At 61.0% G+C, this 18368-nt stretch carries 12 protein-coding genes and 1 pseudogene; 4 read left to right on the forward strand and 9 right to left on the reverse strand.

What is annotated here, in order from left to right; translation table 11 throughout:
• Positions 1-1245: aldehyde ferredoxin oxidoreductase C-terminal domain-containing protein (locus PGX04_RS06300; protein WP_273737732.1), on the forward strand; the 1245-nt coding region annotated here is incomplete at its 5' end.
• A 115-nt stretch (positions 1246-1360) separates the two neighbouring features.
• Here PGX04_RS06300 and PGX04_RS06305 read toward each other — a convergent pair.
• Together PGX04_RS06305 and PGX04_RS06310 are read right to left on the reverse strand one after the other, a co-directional pair.
• Complete coding sequence (locus PGX04_RS06305) at positions 1361-1744, reverse strand: DUF7344 domain-containing protein (RefSeq protein ID WP_273737733.1); 384 nt, start codon at positions 1742-1744, stop codon at positions 1361-1363.
• Positions 1745-1934: 190 nt separating this feature from the next.
• The gene (locus PGX04_RS06310; protein ID WP_273737734.1) at positions 1935-2207 is read right to left on the reverse strand and encodes a DUF8113 family protein; all 273 of its coding nucleotides are present in this window, start codon (positions 2205-2207) and stop codon (positions 1935-1937) included.
• A gap of 270 nt (positions 2208-2477) precedes the next feature.
• On the opposite strand from PGX04_RS06310, the gene PGX04_RS06315 reads away from it, so the two are divergent.
• The gene (locus PGX04_RS06315; protein WP_273737735.1) at positions 2478-4001 is read left to right on the forward strand and encodes an NADH-ubiquinone oxidoreductase-F iron-sulfur binding region domain-containing protein; all 1524 of its coding nucleotides are present in this window, start codon (positions 2478-2480) and stop codon (positions 3999-4001) included.
• On the forward strand, positions 3998-7333 hold the full coding sequence (gene fdhF, locus PGX04_RS06320) for a formate dehydrogenase subunit alpha (RefSeq protein WP_273737736.1): 3336 nt from the start codon (positions 3998-4000) through the stop codon (positions 7331-7333). The genes PGX04_RS06315 and fdhF overlap by 4 nt, the downstream gene beginning before the upstream one ends.
• Positions 7334-7576: 243 nt before the next feature.
• On the opposite strand, the pseudogene PGX04_RS34455 reads toward fdhF, so the two are convergent.
• The 3 genes and pseudogenes from PGX04_RS34455 to PGX04_RS06335 form a co-directional block, all read right to left on the reverse strand.
• A pseudogene (locus tag PGX04_RS34455) lies at positions 7577-7936 on the reverse strand (aquaporin); the annotation flags it as partial.
• 266 nt (positions 7937-8202) lie between these two features.
• On the reverse strand, positions 8203-8364 hold the full coding sequence (locus PGX04_RS06330; RefSeq protein ID WP_273737738.1) for a hypothetical protein: 162 nt from the start codon (positions 8362-8364) through the stop codon (positions 8203-8205).
• Between the two features lie 230 nt (positions 8365-8594).
• The gene (locus tag PGX04_RS06335; RefSeq protein WP_273737739.1) at positions 8595-8975 is read right to left on the reverse strand and encodes a Rid family detoxifying hydrolase; all 381 of its coding nucleotides are present in this window, start codon (positions 8973-8975) and stop codon (positions 8595-8597) included.
• Positions 8976-9113: 138 nt separating this feature from the next.
• Between PGX04_RS06335 and PGX04_RS06340 the strand changes: the two genes are divergently transcribed.
• Positions 9114-10364, forward strand: a complete 1251-nt coding sequence (locus tag PGX04_RS06340) for a serine hydroxymethyltransferase (protein WP_273737740.1) — start codon at positions 9114-9116, stop codon at positions 10362-10364.
• 599 nt (positions 10365-10963) lie between these two features.
• Here the strand turns inward: PGX04_RS06340 and PGX04_RS06345 are convergent.
• The 4 genes from PGX04_RS06345 to PGX04_RS06360 all read right to left on the reverse strand — a co-directional run bounded on the left by PGX04_RS06345 (position 10964) and on the right by PGX04_RS06360 (position 17759).
• Positions 10964-12592: a BCCT family transporter gene (locus tag PGX04_RS06345; protein WP_273737741.1), complete on the reverse strand. Its 1629-nt coding sequence runs from the start codon at positions 12590-12592 to the stop codon at positions 10964-10966.
• A gap of 275 nt (positions 12593-12867) precedes the next feature.
• The gene (ilvA, locus tag PGX04_RS06350; protein ID WP_273737742.1) at positions 12868-14106 is read right to left on the reverse strand and encodes a threonine ammonia-lyase; all 1239 of its coding nucleotides are present in this window, start codon (positions 14104-14106) and stop codon (positions 12868-12870) included.
• A gap of 27 nt (positions 14107-14133) precedes the next feature.
• A complete protein-coding gene (locus PGX04_RS06355) occupies positions 14134-16686 on the reverse strand; it encodes a GcvT family protein (protein WP_273737743.1) in 2553 nt (850 codons plus the stop codon).
• A gap of 179 nt (positions 16687-16865) precedes the next feature.
• On the reverse strand, positions 16866-17759 hold the full coding sequence (locus PGX04_RS06360; protein WP_273737744.1) for a tetrahydrofolate dehydrogenase/cyclohydrolase catalytic domain-containing protein: 894 nt from the start codon (positions 17757-17759) through the stop codon (positions 16866-16868).
• Between the last annotated feature and the right edge of the window lie 609 nt (positions 17760-18368).

The raw sequence follows: 18368 nt of genomic DNA on the forward strand, positions 1-18368 counted from the left end.
GGCGATCACCACGCCGGTCGAGGCGGCGCAGGCGCCGTGATGGGTGCCAAGCGGCTCAAGGCTGTTGTCGCCCGGGGCGATCCTCCGTCGGGCCTCGAGGACCTGCGCGAGCAGTACGCGGAACGCTATCGCGAATCAGACACCGGGAAGTGGCTGCAAGCGAGCGGCACCGTCGAAACGGTCGACTTTGCCAACGAGACCGGCGTCCTCCCGACGCGCGGATGGCAAGATGGGCAGTTCGAGGGCGCAGACGACATCGGCATCGCCGCCGTCCGCGAACTGGCGCGAGAGCGGGAGTACCCGGACGACGAAGACCCCGGAGGGTACCGTGTCGAGACTGACGCGGGCGAGAGCGTCCCCCGCGGTGCGACAGCGATGACGCTCGGCGCGGGCCTGGGCATCGACGATCTCGACGCCGTGGCGGAACTCGGAGCAACGTGTGACCGCCTCGGCGTCGATCTGATCAGCGCCGGAAACACCGTCGCGTGGGCCGTCCGTGCCAGCGAGGCGGGCCTGCTAGATCACTCGTTTTCCTTCGGTAATCCCGACGGCGCACGATCACTGCTCCACGACATCGCAACTCGAGAGACGACGCTCGGCGACGCACTGGCGGAGGGAGTCGACGCGGCAGCCGAGCAGTTCGGCGGCGATGATCTCGTGCCGACGGTCAAGGCGATGGAACTGCCCGCGTACGATCCCCGGGGTGCCGAGAGCATGGCGCTGGCCTATGCCACGAGCGACCGCGGTGCCTGCCACCGACGAGCGACCCCGATCGAGCGAGAGGTTTTCGAGAACTGGAGCCAGGAGCGGGCCGCCCACGCCGTCGCGACTGAACAGGACCAGCGAGCGATTTGTTGGAGCCTGATCGTCGACGACTTCGTCGGCGACGTCTTCGACGATCTCGGTGCCGAGTGGCTGGACGCCGTGGGGTTGGACACCAACGGAGACCTGCGGACGATCGGTGAGCGCATCTGGACGCTCACCCGGTTGTTCAACGTTCGCGAGGGCATCTCTCGGGCGGACGACGAACTACCGCCCGCGCTCCGAAAACCCCTCGAGTCGGGGCCGAACGAGGGGCAGGCGGTAGACGAGGACCGTTTCGAAGCGATGCTCGACGCCTATTACGCGGAGCGCGGGTGGGGAGCCGACGGTCGACCGGCCCGCGAGACAGTCGATCGTCTCGGGTTGGACGAGGTCGTCGACGACGAGACGCCGCTGGCCGAGCACCCCCTGGAACGGAAGTGATTGTCGTAACGGCCACTGCTCCGTCAGGACGCCAGGCCGTCTCGGCCAGCAGTCGCGGCCGAACCGTTTCGGCGCTCATCCGGCACCAGTCCGGACGAAGCTGGTCGTTTGGTAACTACAGCGGCCAGTCGTCGACAACTTCCAGAAGCGGACGTAGCTCCGCAGCGTTCTGTGTTAGCGTGACTGTATTCTGGACCTGATCGTACTCGACGATATCCGCATCTGCTAGTTTCGGAATGTCTGCGTGAGAGAGCGACACGTAGACGTCTTTCGAGTCCTCTTTCGAGACATCGGCCGTCCCAGTGCCGTTCTCCAAAGCGGCGACTTCATCTGCCAGGTCCGCTAACGCCATCGGGTTGTCGACCGGTGGCAGGCATTGAAGCACGTACCGACGGCGCTCGTTCGACAGAATCTCGAGCGCGGTATCCGCTGCTATTGATTCGATATCGGTGGGATCCGGCACCGGGGCTGCAGTCGAACAGGGAGTGTTATCCGGCATTATAACTACGTACCTCCGTATTATGGTAAAAGTGTGTTGGCGAGGGAGAATTATATTTCCCAATGACCAAATACAGAATTACGAAAGCAAATATTATAGACTATCTTATATTTTATAGTCTGCACCACGGAACAGTGTGTGGCCGTGTTACCCGAGAGGATTCGGCCACGAAATCCCGGCCGTCAAGCGCTCACCGAAGCTCCATTTGCTCGGCGCGCTTGACTGCGAGGTCGGCGATCTCCTCGACGGGGCTGTCCGAACGGTCGGCGAGTACGCGCACCAGCATGCCGAGCTGAACCGCTGCGGCTTCCCGGAGTTCGGCCGCCTCCTCGGTATCGTTACCGAAATAGTACTCGTGACGGCCGTTCTCGTGGACGATACCAGTGTACACCGAGCGGAGATCGTTACCGGAGACTGCCTCCGCCGCTTCCGTCTTGACTTCCTCGAAGCGAGGGTTCGTCATCGTACCTGATATTCGCCCAGAGGGTCCTAACCTCTTTGATGAGAAAAGTGAACGATCGGTGAGAGACCGACTTGCGTCGGTCCGTTGGAACCGGAGTGGCCGTGTACGGGACGGGGAGACGGATCTATCACAGGATCCACCGAACCCTGAAAGCCCGGTTGTGACACACCCACGACTTCGGTCGTGGGTTTTGCGCCCGGTATTACGCAAAACTAGTTACAGTAGTCCAGTCATGAGAGTTTTTATCCCTGCGATTCAACGGTATAACCAATGGAACGGGGTACGAGTACCACTAGTCGCTCAACTCTCGTCCGCGTCGCGACCGACGTAGCGGCGAACGGCGACGAACAGGTTGTGACGGCGATTCGAGACGAAGCCGATTCGATACCGGTGATTCGCACAGGACCAACCGGTGTGACGGGGAGCGAACCGCTCGTCATGGCAACGCACGAGGGCCGGACGGCGTTCTTCGCTGACTCGGATTCGTCGACCGCCCGAGGCGTCGTCGACGCGCTGGAAGACGGAACCGTCCCAGCGGATGACGCCGACGCGGTCGTCGAACACGGGTTCGAGACGACGTCGCTCCCAATCCCGAACACGGGACCGCTCTCGGTCGGTCAGCGGTCGGTGCTCGGCCGGTGTGGATGGGTCGATCCGCTCGAGCCGAACGACTGGCCGACCGTCGCGTCTGAACGAACCGCCGAGACGGTGACGGATATCGGACTCCTCGGTCGGGGTCGCGGCGACGCCACCGCCGATGACCCCGTCACCGACGCGTGGGAGACCGTCCGGGACGCGGACGGAGACCCGGTCGTGGTTGCCAATGCGAACGAGACGCGCGACGAGCAGCGAGCGGACGAGGTACTGCTCGGCGGAGCGCCGATCGCTGTCCTCGACGGGATAGCAGCCGTCGCCGAATATCTGGGTGCCGACGACGCCGTCGTCTACCTGAATGAGGAGGATAGCCACCTGCATCGACACCTCCGCGAAGCGATCGATGCAGTCGCCGGCGAACTGCCGATCGTTCCGCAGCTGGTGGCCGGCCCCGACGAGTACCGCGCCGGCGCCCCGACGGCTGCGCTCGAGGCGATGGAAGGGGCCGACCGCATCGAACCGCGTCTCCAGCCGCCGTCACCCGCCGAGTACGGTCTCTACGGACGGCCGACAGTTATCCACACGCCGCGGACGTTCGCACAGATCTGGCAGGCGATCCGCGATCCGGACGCGTTCGATGCAAATGCTTCCGATCCGGGTACCCGGCTGATCACCGTCACCGGCGACGTCGCCGATCCGGCAACCATCGAACTCCTGTCGGACAGCAGCCTTTCGGTGGTACGAGAGGCCGTCGATCTGACAGGGGCGTTCAAGATGGCCTGCGTCGGCAGCGTCCTCGGCGGCATCGTGCGAGACCTCGATATTGCTCCGACCGCACAGTCGCTTACTGCGGCCGGTCTCGGGACCGACGGCGTCGTCGAACTCCTGAACGACGACCGGTGCGTGGTCGCCGATGTCGGCGAGCGCGCCCGGTTCGCATCCACCGAAAACAGCGGTCGTTGCGTGCCAGGCCGCGAAGGGACGCAACAGCTCACTGAACTCTTGCGAGACATCTACCAGGGATCGCTCGAGACCGATACGATCCGTGAACTGGGTCGAGTAATGGCGCGGTCGAGCAACTGCCAGATCGGCGCTCACGCGCCCCGTCCGGTAACGACCGCGCTCGACGAGTTCGAACCGGAGTTCCGAGCGCACACCGACGGCCGCTGTCCCAGCGGCACCTGTACGGAGAAACTATGAGTACTGACGACACATTCCCCGCCGTTCCCGACATCGAAGACACGCAATCGAACACGCCGGTCACGGCCGAATTCGAGACCGGCACCGCGAACGACCCCGACGTCGGCACCGACATCGACGAGCCGACGACGGTGACGATCAACAGCGAACCGGTGACCGTCCCGCCGGATTCGACCGTTATCGACGCGATGCAGGCCGTCAGTGACGAGACGGTCAGCGTCGACCCCGGTGCGGACGGCGTTGATGACGACACCGACGTCTCCGCGCTCTGCTACTACGACCGCGACGGCGACTGCAGCGGTGAGATCGGACCGCGAAGCGAGTGCCGGACCTGCATGGTCGAGACCGAAGAGCACGGCCTCGTTCCCTCGTGTTCGTTCCCGGCCGAGGACGGACTCTCCGTACAAACGGACACGCCGGATGCCGAGGAAACTCGGAGCGTCAACCTCGATCTGGTACTATCGAACCACAATCTCCGATGTACGACCTGCAACGGCAACGGGCGCTGCGAACTGCAGGACACTGCCATTAGCGAGGGCGTTGACCACCCACGCTATGGCGTCTTCGACGACCGTGACGAGTACGAACCCGTCGACGACAGTTCGTCGTTCATCCAGATCGACCGGAACAAGTGCATCCTCTGCAACCGATGTGTCGAGGGATGTAACGACGTCCAGACTGAGGGCGTGCTTCGCATCGAGGGCCACGGCGAGGACACGCGCATTGGCTTCCAGTCCGACGCCGAGACGATGGCCGAGTCCGACTGCGTCTCCTGCGGTCACTGCGCGACCGTCTGTCCGACGGGCACGCTGACAGAGAAGGATATCGGCGGCGCCGCGACCCTTCCGCTGCCGGGATTCAGCCAGCGTAACTCTGTCGGGACGGTTATCGAGCATAAGGAAGTCGAAACGCTCGACGACACGATGGCGCCGAATCGCTCGCCCGACCCCGGCGGAGAGAGTCGGATCAGAGCCAGTCTCAGCGTGAGTCTGGACGATCGAAGCGGTGTTTCCAAATTCATGGCACAGAGCAAGCGCCGTACGCTGGACCTCGCCACTGAGTACGGTCATAAAGCCATGCTGGCCGGCGAACACACCGCCGAGAACGTCGCCGCGACTGTGCTTCCCGAGGGACGACTGTTCGACATCGCGTCGGCCGTGAGCGACTACCGACTCGGTAAGATCGACAAGAAGGAGACGACGTGCGGGTTCTGTGCTGTCGGCTGTCGGTTCGAGATGTGGGGCAAAGACGGCGACGCGATCGGTGTCCAACCCGTCAAAGACCCCGCGAAGGCACCCGCCAACAACTTCTCGACCTGCGTGAAAGGGAAGTTCGGACACGAGTTCGCTAACAGCGACGAGCGGATCACGGAACCGCTCGTGCGTAACGACGACGGCGAGTTCGAGACGGCGTCCTGGGACGAGGCACTCGATCGCGTCGCAAACGAACTGAGCGCGATCCAGGCCGAACACGGCGTCGACGCGGTCGGCTGTCTCGCGTCGTCGAAGGGGAGCAACGAAGAGGCGTATCTCGTCCAGAAGTTCGCCCGTCAGGTTCTCGGCACGAAAAATATCGACAACTGTGCGCGGCTCTGTCACTCGACGACGGTGGCGGCGCTGCAACAGACCCTCGGGTACGGCGCCATGACCAACCGTATCAACGAGGACATCGGCGGGGCTGACGCCTATCTCATCACCGGGTCGAACACGACGGAGTCGCACCCGGTTCTGGCAACCCGAATCAAGCAAAACGTCCGAGACGGGGCCGACTTGGTCGTCTTTGACCCCCGTGAGGTCGGCATCGCCGAGCATGCAGACCAATACACGCGGACCAAACCCGGGTACGACGTCGCCTGGATCAACGGTCTCATTCGATACATCGTCGAGAACGATCTCCACGACGAGGCGTTCATTGACCGCAACACGAAGGGGTTCGAGAAAGTCAAGGAGAAGGTGCAGGCATTTACGCCCGAGAAGGTCGAAGAACTGGCGGGCGTTCCGTCCGAAGAGCTGAAGTCCGCCGCCGAAACGCTCGCCGACGCCGAGACTGTCGTCTTCGGCTGGGCGATGGGGATGACCCAGTCCAGCAATGGCACGCAGAATCTCCTTGCAATGGCCGATCTCGCCCTCACGCTCGGCCAGATCGGCAAGCCCGGTGCCGGACTCTCACCCTTCCGGGGACAGAACAACGTGCAGGGCGGCGGTGGCGACATGGGGACGCTTCCTGGAAGCCTTCCAGGCTATCAAGATCCAGCGAACCCCGAGGTCGCCGAGAAGTTCGAAGATGCATGGAGCAAGCGTCCGCCCGAGGAGCCGGGGCTCAAGGTGCCAGAGATGCTCTCGGAGGCTCACGAAGGTAACCTGCGAGGAATGTACGTCGTCGGGGAAAATCCTGCGCTGTCCGAACCCGACATCCAGCACGCCGAAGCGGCGCTCGAGCAACTGGAGTTCCTCGTCGTCCAGGACATCTTCATGACGGAGACGGCGACTCACGCGGACGTGATCCTGCCCGCAGCGACGTCGCCAGAGAAACACGGAACGTTCACCAACACCGAACGCCGCATCCAGCGAGTGCGGCCAACTGCGACGCCGCCCGGAACGGCACGCCAGGACTGGGAGATCACACAGGAGCTGGCCAACCGCCTCGGGTATGACTGGGACTACGACCATCCGCGGGAGATCATGGACGAGATCAGCGACCTGGTCCCGATCTACGGCGGTGTCAACTACGACCGCCTCGAGTCGGGCGACGAGCATGGACTCCAGTGGCCCTGCTGGGACGAAGATCATCCCGGCACACCATACCTCTACGATTACGAGGACGGAGCGTTCAATTTCGACGACGGTATGGCGCGCTTCGTACCCGCGGACGGTGGGCATCCCGGTGAGCTACCCGACGAAGAGTATCCGCTCACGCTCACTTCCGGACGAGTGCTCTACCACTGGCACACCGGCCAGATCACCCGGCGCGTCGAGGGACTCATGAGCCACGTCGGCGAGAGTTTCATCGAGATCAACCCGTCGACGGCCGACGAACTCGGCGTCACCGACGGCGAGTACGTTCGGGTCGAGTCCCGCCGCGGAGACATCGTCGTCAAAGCAACCGTGACAGACCGCGTCTCCGAGGGGACGCTGTTCATCCCGATGCACTTCGCTGCTGGCGCGGTCAACACTCTCACCCAGGAGAACTTCGACCCACATACCGGCATTCCCGAGTACAAAGTATCCAGCGTCCGCGTCGAGTCGCTCGGAATGGACGCCGATCCGGACGTGCTGCAGGCACCCGACGCCGGGGCCGATAGCGACGGCAGAACCGCGGCCAGCGACGACTGACCGCGCGGTCATCTCGACTGTCGACTGTGTCCGCTCGAGCGAACGAACGCTGCCCAGCGAGAGGGTCGCTGGCCGTGCCGCCGGGATCAGTCTGCTGGTTCGTTTGACGGGCTTCCCTGTACGGCCTTGTCCTGCGTCTGATAGGGAGTTAGAACGATTTTCTTGTAGGCGATGGCACCGGCCGACCGGACCGACCACGTAGATTGCCGCGTGCGCCCAGAAGCTCGGGCCGCCGAAGAGACTGTTCGTGACGTACGGGCCGAGGGTCCGGGCGGGGTTGAGCGATGCACCACTGACGATCCCGGCGGCGAGGTGAGCAACCGCCACGACGAACCCGATGGCAAGTCCCGCGAAATCGTTCGGCGTCCGGTCATCGGTAATGAACGCCATCACTGCGAACATCAGGAAGAACGTACCGACGGCCTCCGCACCGGCCGCCTGGACTGCGGCGACGTCGGGGAACGGAGCGGTCGCAGCTGCTACGGCGATGTCGATCGTTTCTCGCCCTCTGATCGCGATGAAGCCGAGCCCCTGTAGAGAGAACTCAGTTCCGGCCGATTCCGGTGCTGTCAATAATTCGATCGCGATGGCGCCGAAGAACACGATGCTGAACGTTCCGATGAACTCTGCCGCTACTTTTTGCTGAGCGTATAGTCGTCTATCATGATCCTGTGATACTGTTCGTTACAAACTGAGACCTCCGGAATGATCGTTGTTCGCTAACGACTGTTCCCGGTCACAAACGACAGTCGCCCGCAGCCGGAGCTAACGGGCTAGACCAGTATTCGACCGACGAAGCGGCCCAAATCGAAACGACAGCGGAGCGAGTACAAGTTCTGCCTGCGAGAACTTCAGCCGAGTTGATCCCATCAGGACGCGCCGTAGCCAACGTCTTCTCGAAGTTCGTCCCACGATTCGTGGAACCCGTACGTCGCCTCCGACTCTGTACTGATGGTGTTCTGGTACACATCGTCGTACTGTAATAACTGTGTCCAGCCGTCGTGAAACCGATAGCTACAGTACTGACACATAAACACCCGTATGACGCCGGATGTCAAAGGGGTATCGGTAACACTGGACAATAACCGACTGGATCGGAGTCGACAACCCGGGCATACCATCGATGGCAGAAAGTCACTGAACAATATCCATGCGGACGTGTTGCCGACCAGTACGCGAAGTCGAACCGAAACCCGACCCGCGAATTCGGCGAACTCTCGTTGCACGCTACGGACGATCGATCCCACGTGGTCGACTGCGGCTACTCGATTACTGCGAGAGCCTCGATCTCGACCGCCGCGCCCTTGGGAACACGGCCGACCTCGACGGCGCTTCTGGCCGGCGGCTCTTCGTCGAAGAACTCGTTATACGCCTGATTGAACTCGTCGAAGTCGTCGATATCGTCGAGGAACACGGTCGTCTTGAGGATGTCGTCTATCGATCCCCCTTCGGACTGGAGGATCGCGCTGACGTTGTCGAGACATTGCTGAGTCTGTTCATCAACTGGCGCATCGTCGAGGAGTCCGCCGTCGGTTGTAAGCGGGAGTTGACCTGCGGTGAAAAGCAGCTCACCGTTCGTAGTTGCCTGACTGTACGCGCCCACAGCTGCCGGAGCGTCGTCGGTACTGATTACGCGCTTCATAGATACAGATATCGACTCCTGTACCTTAAATGCCGGTACTGCGCGGGCTTAATGGCACAGAATATCAGATGTGTTATTTTTTGAGGTTGGATACCCGCTGCACGCAAGATACTTACCAATCATAATCGTTGTCTAGATATGGCGTTCGAACAATCACTCGAGCAGATAGATCCGAATACGGCCGAGGCCATCGACCTCGAGCGTGAGCGGCAGGAATCGACGCTGGGGATGATCGCCTCCGAGAATCACGTCTCGAAAGCTGTGCTCGAAGCACAGGGAAGCGTCCTCACGAACAAGTACGCCGAGGGATACCCCGGCGGGAGATACTACGGCGGCTGTCAACACGTCGACACAGTCGAGGAACTCGCTATCGAACGCGCAAAGGAGTTGTTCGGGGTCGACCACGCCAACGTCCAGCCCCACAGCGGCACACAGGCCAACATGGGTGTGTACTTCTCCGTGCTCGAACCGGGCGACAGGATCCTGTCGCTGTCGCTGTCGCACGGCGGACACCTCTCGCACGGCCACAACGTCAACTTCTCGGGACAACTCTACGATGTCGAACAGTACGAGGTCGATCCCGAGACGGGGTATATCGATTACGACGAACTCGAGAGCCACGCGCGCGAGTTCGACCCGGACCTCATCGTCAGTGGCTCCTCGGCATATCCCCGCGAATTCAAGTACGAACGTATCGGCAATATCGCGGGCACGGTCGACGCGTACCACCTCGCGGACATCGCTCACGTGACGGGACTCGTCGCTGCCGGCGTCCACGAGTCGCCAGTCGAACATGCGGAGTTCGTCACCGGGAGCACGCACAAGACGATCCGCGCCGGCCGCGGCGGCATCATCATGTGTGACGAGGAGTTCGCGGACGACGTCGACTCCGCAGTGTTTCCCGGTGCGCAGGGGGGACCATTGATGCACAGCGTGGCCGGCAAGGCCGCAGGGTTCGCAGAAGCGAGCACCGATGAGTTCCAGTCCTACGCTGTGCAGATCATAGCTAACGCGAATACGCTCGCCGACAAGTTCAATGACCGAGGACTCTCGCTGGTGAGTGGTGGAACGGACAAGCACCTCATGCTCGTGGATCTCCGCGACTCCCACCCCGATATCACAGGTAAGGAAGCCGAAGAGCTACTGTCCGACGTCGGCATCATCGTCAACAAGAACACCGTTCCTGGTGAAACCCGGTCGCCGATGGTTACCAGCGGGATCCGCGTCGGCACGCCGGCGCTCACGACCCGGGGATTCGGAGAAAAGGAGATGAAGACCGTCGCCGGCCTCATCGTGGACGTGCTCGACAATCCCGAGGACGAGGAGGCTCACGACCGAGCCGCTTCGACGATCGAACACCTTTGCCAAGAGTTCCCCATCTACGGGTAGCAGGCGAGACTCTCGTCTCAGGTTGACGAGTACATACCACTTTTTCGGCTGGATTCGAGCAGTAACGCCGTCGTACCTATCTCTCTGGCTAACGACGCTGCGTGACTGCAGACTGCGTTCAAGGCCACACCGGACATGTGAAGGCTGAACGGCCCGCTGCCTCAAGTGACGGACGCTCTGATCGAACTGTGTGACGCTGTCTTCCTCTGTGTGGCCGGGAGAGCGTGTCCCTAGACATCGCCAGAGAAGTACGGTGATCGATGCAACGGCAACGAGGACAGGTCACTGTGCGGCGAGCAGTAAAAGGACAGTCTGGACTACGTCACTCCACTGACTCGGACCCTTGACCGCGATCGAATGATCTATAGTGATAACTGAAATGAATTACATACCGATCACACAATCCGCGGTTCTCACTCACGATGCTCGCTCCGAACTACGATCCCGTCGTGCGATCGGGTGTATAATGACGTTCAGTGGCTACTATAGACTCGTTTCCGGCCGATCGTGCCCCTCGATGCGACGGCTCTCATCGACGGGGAGTGCTCCCGTGGCTCCTACTTCGACCGCTCGAAACCGAGCACGGCCGTCGAAAGCGATCAGTCATCGTCTGTCCCTTCGACGGACATCTCCTCTGGCGCGTCGAATGTCGCGGACGAGCGCGACACGGTGTCCGATTGATCGGTGTCGAAGAACAGAGGGCGTATATCACGGCAGGCGTAGCTGATCGCCAGCACCGCGAGGATAGTGATGACGGCGAATGGACCGCCGGTGATAATCGACGCCGCCTGTAGCGCGTCGACACCGCCGACGACCATCAGCAAGGACGCCAGCGCTCCGACCAGGGCCCCCCAGATCACGCGGTTGATCGTCGACGGCTCGAGTTCGCCGCCGGTCGTGAGCATCCCCAGCGCCAGCGTTGAGGAATCAGCCGACGTGACGAAGAATGTCGTGATCAACAACAAGAACAGGAGGTTCAATACGCCACCGACGGGTAGCGCCTCGAACAGCGGGTAGCCGGAACCGGCGACGCCATACTCGGAGATGACGCTCAGGATATTCGCCGCGTTGGTCGATTGGAGCTTGATCGCGGTACTACCCATAATTCCGAACCACGGAATCGTCACCGCCGTCGACGCCAGGACGCCGGTGGAGACGACCTGCCGGATCGTACGACCGCGCGAAACGCGGGCGATGAACAGGCCGACGAACGGCGTCCAGGAGAACCACCAGGCCCAGTAGAAGATAGTCCAACTCCCAACCCAGTTCGCGCCGTTGCCCGCGTTCATGAAGAGACTCATCGCGATGAACTGGTTGGTGTACTGCCCGAGCGCTTCCGTCGTGACCGTCATGATATACACCGACGGCCCCAGCACGAATGCCAGCAGCATGACGATCATGAACAGCCCCATGTTGAACTGTGACACCCGACGGATCCCTTTCTCGATACCCAACGTCACGGACAGGGTAAATGCGACAGTCAAGGCGGTGATAGCCAGCACCGTCCCGGCGTCACCGACCGATACCCCGGTGGTGTACTCGATACCGGTCAGGAACTGGCTCCCGACGAACCCCAGCGTCGTCGCGATACCGCCGAGGGTGGCGAACACTGCGAGGATGTCGACCAGTTTCGCCCAGACGCTGTCCAGATTGTCGATGCCCAAGAACGGAGTAAGCACCGTCGAGACACGCATGGGCGCGTCGTGCCGGTACGTGTAGAATGCTATGGGAAGCGACAAGATAGCGTACGCGGCCCACGCAGAAAGACCCCAGTGGAAGAACGTGTACTGGACAGCACCGACCGCTGCGTCGGACGTCTGGGATCCGGCGCCGACGAACGGCGGGACCGTATCGTAGTGGAAGATTGCCTCTGCCGGACCCCAGAAGACGATCCCTGCCGCGATCCCAGCAGAGTACAGCATCGCAAAGTACGACAGGAAGCTGTACTGTGGCTCCTCGTCCGGCTTGCCAAGTTTGATGTTTCCCCACGGGCCGAACACCAGAAACAACGCGAACACGACGACGAAGAACATCGCGAGGATGTACACCCAGCCCACGTTTTGCCACAGAGTCGAGTTCACACTGTTGATAGCGTTGGCAGCTGTGTCCGGCACCAGCGCGAACGCGACGACTGCTACCAACGCCGTGAGGAATCCGACGAGAAACACGGGAACGTCGAGTTCGCCCGTGAATCGAGCGAACCGACCGTTTGGCTCAGAATCGACCATATACAGTCACCAACGTTTGCCTCGGTTACGCACACGTGTCGATACGGATCTGACCGACCTCGCGACGCTGTTCTCTTGTGCGTCTTTAACTCGTGGTCTTCCCGCTTGCGCGGTACCCTTGTTTCGTGATAGCATGTGGTATTACCCATTTCCTAAGATTTCGTAGTGACGTATAAAACCCCTGGGAGTACTTGATGCAGAACATATTCTGCCAATAAATCACGAGGTAATAGTCCCTTTCGCGGCGACACTTCCACTATATGTAATTTTAGTTTCTACTTCTGATTAACGTCCTCGACCGTGTATCCCTCAGATTCAATCGCCCGGATGATCGACTCGGCGTGTTCGGCACCGCTCGTCTCGATCCGAAAGACGAGATAAGAATCGCCAACGCTGAGATCCTCCACTGCACGATCGTGGCGGACATCGTGAATGTTTGCGCTGTAATTCGAGATAATTCCGGAGATCTCTGCCATCTTTCCCGGGGCGTCGTTGATCCGCACGCGCAACCGGAGGATCTGTTTTCGGTCGGTGAGCGCATGGATAAGGACCGTCTGGAGCATTGTCATGTCGAGGTTCCCGCCGCCGAGTAGCGGCATGACGGTCTCGCCGCGAACGTCGAGATCGGTGCTCAGAACTGCCGCGACGGATGCCGCCGCAGCACCCTCGACGACCTGCTTGGCGCGCTCCAGCAGCAGCAAGATCGCTTTTGCGATCTCCGTGTCGGAGACAGTCACGATATCGTCGACGTGTGCGTCGATGAGATCGAGCGTCAGGTCCGAGATACCGCCGGTCGCGATCCCGTCGGCGATCGTGTCGACCTCGTCGAGCGTGACCGGCATCCCTTTGTCGAGGCTCTCGTGGACCGTCGAAGCTCCCTCAGCCTGTACGCCAACGATCCGCGTGTCGGGCGAAAGGTGATCGAAGGCAGTCGCGATCCCGCTGATGAGTCCACCACCGCCGATCGGGACGACGACGGTGTCCAGGTTAGAGCAGTCCTCGTACATCTCGATCCCGAGTGTCCCTTGCCCGGCAACGATGTGCGGATCGTCGTACGCGTGGACGAACTCCGCGTCACCGTCTTCAGCCTCGGACTGGGCATACGACATGGCATCCTGGAAGTCCTGGCCGACGAGTTCGACCGCCCCACCGTAGCCGCGGGTCGCGTCTATCTTGGCCTGCGGGGCGGTCTTTGGCATGACGATGGTTGACTCTGCGCCACACTCTGTCGCCGCCAACGCCACGCCCTGCGCGTGGTTCCCGGCGCTGGCAGCGATGAACTCCTCGACGCCTTCCTCAACGGACTGAGAGATCTTGTTGTAGGCGCCTCTCGTCTTGAACGATCCGGTCCACTGGAGGTGCTCCATCTTCAGGTACACCTCGCCGCCGACCATCTCGCCGAGCGACGTGCTCCGTTCGACCGGCGTGCGCTTGACGACCGTGTCGTCGTCCAACCGGTCGTGTGCCTGACGAATGTCCTCGTATCGTACCTCTAGTTCGCGTGACTCACTCATGTTGTATATTCTATCGGCATCGTTCGGTCACCGGATGATCTTGTCGCGTCCGGGGTCGAACAGCGGTTCGTCGCGGACCGTCGCGTCGTACGTTTTGCCCTCGCACTGGATCTGGACCGCGGTACCGGCCTCGGCGTACTCGCTGGGTAGGTACGTGTAGGCGATCGACTCCTGAACCGAGTAGCCAAAGTCGCCGGCCTGCACGTATCCGAGAACCTCGCCGTCCGCAAGCACCGGCCGACCACCGAGCATCACGTCGCTCGAATCGTCCAGCGTCAGACAGGCGATCTGGCTGTCGAGGCCCTCCTCTTTGGCCTCGACGAGCGCCTCCTTCCCGATGAACTCGGTGTCGAGGTCGACGGCGAAGGGAAGGCCAGCCTCGAGCGGATTAACGTCCGTGTCAATGTCAGTCCCCCACAGGCGGAACCCTTTCTCGAGCCGCATTGATTCGAGCGTGTCGTCGCCGATCGGTCTGACATCGAGATCCTGTCCGGCCTCCCACAGAGTGTCCCAGAGCTTCCGACCGTATTCCGACGGGGCCCACAGTTCCCAGCCGAGTTCGCCCACATACGACACCCGGAGTGCGATGACTGGCACGTCACCGACATACATGCGCTTACAGCTGAAGTACGGGAAGTCGTCGTTAGAGACGTCGGCATCGGTGACTCGCTGGAGCAGCAGCCGAGACTTCGGTCCCCATAGTCCAACAGTGCACTTCGCTGACTCCTCGGTGGTAACGGAGACGGTCTCCGGGGCGTGCTCCCGAAGCCAGGAGCCGTGGATCCCCGGCGAGTTGCCGCCGCCCGTGGTCACCATGTATTCGTCGTCGTCGAGGCGAGCCACAGTTAGGTCCGCGATCACGTTGCCGCCCTCGTTCAGCAACGTGGTGTAGCGAACTCGCCCGACGCCGATCTCCATGTCGTTGCTACAGACCTGCTGGAGGAACTCGCCGGCGTCGTCGCCCTCCACCATGATCGAGCTGAACGACGTCATATCGTACATCGAGACGTTCTCTCGGGTATGGAGGTGCTCTGCGCCCCCGATCGGCGACCGGTTGATCCCCTGCCACCCGTCTTGCTCCGGGATCTGGTCCTCGTACTCCTCGACGAGGTCCTCGTTGTACTCGTACCACTGTGGGGATTCCCAGCCGCCGCTCTGGAAGAACTCGGCACCGAGTTCCGCCTGCTGTGGATAGAAGGGACTCTCGCGTAGTCCCCGGTGCTCGTCCGGTTGCCAGCGAGGTTCGACGATGCTGTACACCTGTTCGTACCGCTTTCCACCGCGGTCCATGAAGAACTCCTTGTTACCCGCGTGGGGCGCGAACCGTGCGACGTGAATGCCGCTGGTGTCGACCGGTCCGGACGGTAGGCGAGGGACGCCGTTTTCCATCCACTCTGCGAGGATTCGGCCGTACCCGCCTGAGTGCGTCCACCAGACTGCCAATCCGGTCCACAGGCCGTCGATTTCGGGGGTCTCGCCGATGACGGGCATCCCGTCGGGCGTGTAGACGAAGATACCGTTCTCGGTAACCTGAAACTCCTTGTCCTGAATGGCGGGAAGGAGTTCGTCGAACGCCTGCTGCGGCGATTTGTCCCGGTTCGGATGAGTCGGCTTCGTCCAGTGTTTCTCGGTAAAACTGTGAACCGAGGCCTGACTTTCGTCGGTGTTTTTCCCCATCTCGTCGGGATCGACGACCAAGGGTTCGTGGTTGTACGACCCGAGTCCGTACCCGTCGCCGTGAGTACGGAAGTACAGCGAGTTGTCTTGATCACGGCCGACCGGCCTATCCGGTGGCTGGGCCATGAACTCGGTGATATTCCGATCCCCAGGCACCTCGAGACCGGCCGTAGCGTCACCGAGCGACGAGTCGTTTCCTCGGAGATCCTCCAGAGGGTCGGTGACGACGTACTGATGTTCGACGGGCGCGATCGGAAGATCGAGGTCGACCATCTGCCCGGTCTGGTATGCCCAGTTGTTCGTCGCGAGGACGCACCGCCCGCACTCGATTCGTCCTTGATCGGTCTCGACGGCTTGCACTTCGCCCGCGGCCGTCTCGATGTTCGTCACCTCAGTGTTACCGTAGAAGTCGGCGGACGATTCCTCCATGTACCACTGGAGGGCGTCAGTGCCGGACACCACACCGTCCGTCGGGGAGTAGTACCCGCCGAGGATCTCGTCCTCGTCAACGAGCGGCAGGTGCTCCGTGACTTCCTCGGGATCAAGTAGTTGCGGATCGGGGAGCCCGTAGGACTTCGCCCACTCGACGCGACGTTCGAGGAAGTCCATACGGTCTTCCGATCGCGCGACTTCGATCCCGCCGACTTCCGTGTACACGCCAGCGTCTTTCAGAAGTCGGCTCGTGTAGTGAGCCGTCTTCGTCTGGATTTTCGACGGTGACGTCTGGAACATGATCCCCGGAGCGTGCGTAGAGGAACCGCCGGTCACCGGAAGCGGTCCCTGATCGAGAACGACGACGCCTTCCGCCCCGAGTTCAGTCAAGTGATACGCGATACTACAACCGACGGCACCCGCACCGATGACGACAGTATCTGCTCGTGACGGAGCGCTGTCTGTGCTCATATAACACGTCCCAGTCCGGTGGATTCGCTTATAAGTGCAACGGTCACTTAAGTCAAAGTTCACTAAAGACGCTGATTTACGGCTTAGCAGCGGAGATTCCACTAAAGATTAGTATTCGTATACGATTGCCACAAATAGAAATATGTTTGTCATTTTCGGGAAGCGCGAGCCGCTGGAGGTCAGGGAAGATCGATGTCGACGTTCTCCTGAAGGCTGGCCGCCTTGACAGTGTTGTAGAGCAACATCGCGATCGTCATCGGTCCGACGCCGCCGGGCACCGGCGTGATGGCACTGGCTTGCTCCACAGCGCTCTCGAACTCGACGTCGCCCACGAGTTCGTATCCCTTGTCGTCGTCCGCGTCGACACGGTTGACGCCCACGTCGATGACAACGGTGTCTTCCGACAGCATTGATCCGTCGATCAGTTCTGGGACCCCGGCAGCAGCGATAACGATATCCGCGTTTCTCATTTTTTCTGTGAGATTATTCGTTCGAGAGTGACAGGTAGTTACCGTTGCGTTACCTAGATTGTTCTTCTGGACGAGAAGGTTCATCATCGGTTTCCCTACGATGTTGGACCTGCCGACGATCACGGCGTCTTTTCCTGCCGTCTCCACCCCCGTGGCGGCGAGCAGTCGCTGGATACCATGTGGAGTACACGGCTTGAGCTGGGGATCCCCCGTGACGAGTTTGCCAACGTTCTCCGGATGGAACCCATCGACGTCCTTCATCGGATCGATCCGTTCGAGGATGGTTTGCTCGTCAACGTGGTCAGGGACCGGCATCTGTACGAGGATCCCGTGTACGTTCGGGTTTTCGTTCAACGCCTCTATCCGCCCTTCTAGCGTGTCCGACGACGTCTCGGGATCGAGTTCGTGGTGACGCCCTTCGATCCCAATCTCCTCGCACGCCCGCTGTTTCATGTTCACGTACGTCTCGCTCGCGCTGTCGTCGCTCATTAGCACCGTCGCGAGACCCGGCGTGACGCCGTGATCACTGAGGGTTTCGACGCACACTTCCAATTCTGTCTTGATTCGATCCGCGATCTCGTTTCCATCGATGATTTCTGTCATTGGTTTACCTTCGAGTGCCACTCCGCAGTGACCGTAACGTTCCCACAGCTGACGGTAGGCGCTGAGCCTTTACTCGCAGCGTCGGCGGTTGCAGGGTCATCCGGTAGAAGTAATTAATTTACGGGTGGCGGGGACGGCCGGATTCTACACCCCTGTTTGCAGGAAAAGTGGGGTGGGGTGCGCACTGCTGCTGGCAAGATTGTATAAACTCCCGTAACTATCCACGTGAAGATATTTTAAGCGGTACGGAAACGCTTGACATGGCGCCTGACCCGGGTGCCCTATACAGGATGAGGATCTGGATCCTTTCAACAGTCGTTCTCGACCTCGGACTGTCCCGGATCTCGTAGCTCTGTCCTCAGCCACGGACCAACACGGGTCTCGGTAACTCGACCCCCTCATCCTCAGTCGTAGTGACGAAGCAGCCTCTACACCAGTTGCATGCTGGCGATAGTCTAGACGTTCGATCGATCCTCAAACTCTCCAGCCGTCCATAACACTGCGTTTCAGAATACGGATCACTCTGGTCCAGTGTCCGGCGACGGTCGTCGACAACCGTCCGAACCGGAAGGGACTTATTGACCGAGCGGCCCAGAAGACCGGACTGTA

The sequence above is a fragment of the Natrinema soli genome (assembly GCF_028618695.1).

Excerpts from the sequence above, each read along its gene's own strand:
- PGX04_RS06305 (WP_273737733.1), bottom strand. The coding sequence starts at position 1,744 with ATGCCGGATAACACTCCCTGTTCGACTGCAGCCCCGGTGCCGGATCCC.
- PGX04_RS06310 (WP_273737734.1), bottom strand. The coding sequence starts at position 2,207 with ATGACGAACCCTCGCTTCGAGGAAGTCAAGACGGAAGCGGCGGAGGCA.
- PGX04_RS06315 (WP_273737735.1), top strand. The coding sequence starts at position 2,478 with ATGGAACGGGGTACGAGTACCACTAGTCGCTCAACTCTCGTCCGCGTC.
- fdhF (WP_273737736.1), top strand. The coding sequence starts at position 3,998 with ATGAGTACTGACGACACATTCCCCGCCGTTCCCGACATCGAAGACACG.
- PGX04_RS06330 (WP_273737738.1), bottom strand. The coding sequence starts at position 8,364 with ATGTGTCAGTACTGTAGCTATCGGTTTCACGACGGCTGGACACAGTTA.
- PGX04_RS06335 (WP_273737739.1), bottom strand. The coding sequence starts at position 8,975 with ATGAAGCGCGTAATCAGTACCGACGACGCTCCGGCAGCTGTGGGCGCG.
- PGX04_RS06340 (WP_273737740.1), top strand. The coding sequence starts at position 9,114 with ATGGCGTTCGAACAATCACTCGAGCAGATAGATCCGAATACGGCCGAG.
- PGX04_RS06345 (WP_273737741.1), bottom strand. The coding sequence starts at position 12,592 with ATGGTCGATTCTGAGCCAAACGGTCGGTTCGCTCGATTCACGGGCGAA.
- ilvA (WP_273737742.1), bottom strand. The coding sequence starts at position 14,106 with ATGAGTGAGTCACGCGAACTAGAGGTACGATACGAGGACATTCGTCAG.
- PGX04_RS06355 (WP_273737743.1), bottom strand. The coding sequence starts at position 16,686 with ATGAGCACAGACAGCGCTCCGTCACGAGCAGATACTGTCGTCATCGGT.
- PGX04_RS06360 (WP_273737744.1), bottom strand. The coding sequence starts at position 17,759 with ATGACAGAAATCATCGATGGAAACGAGATCGCGGATCGAATCAAGACA.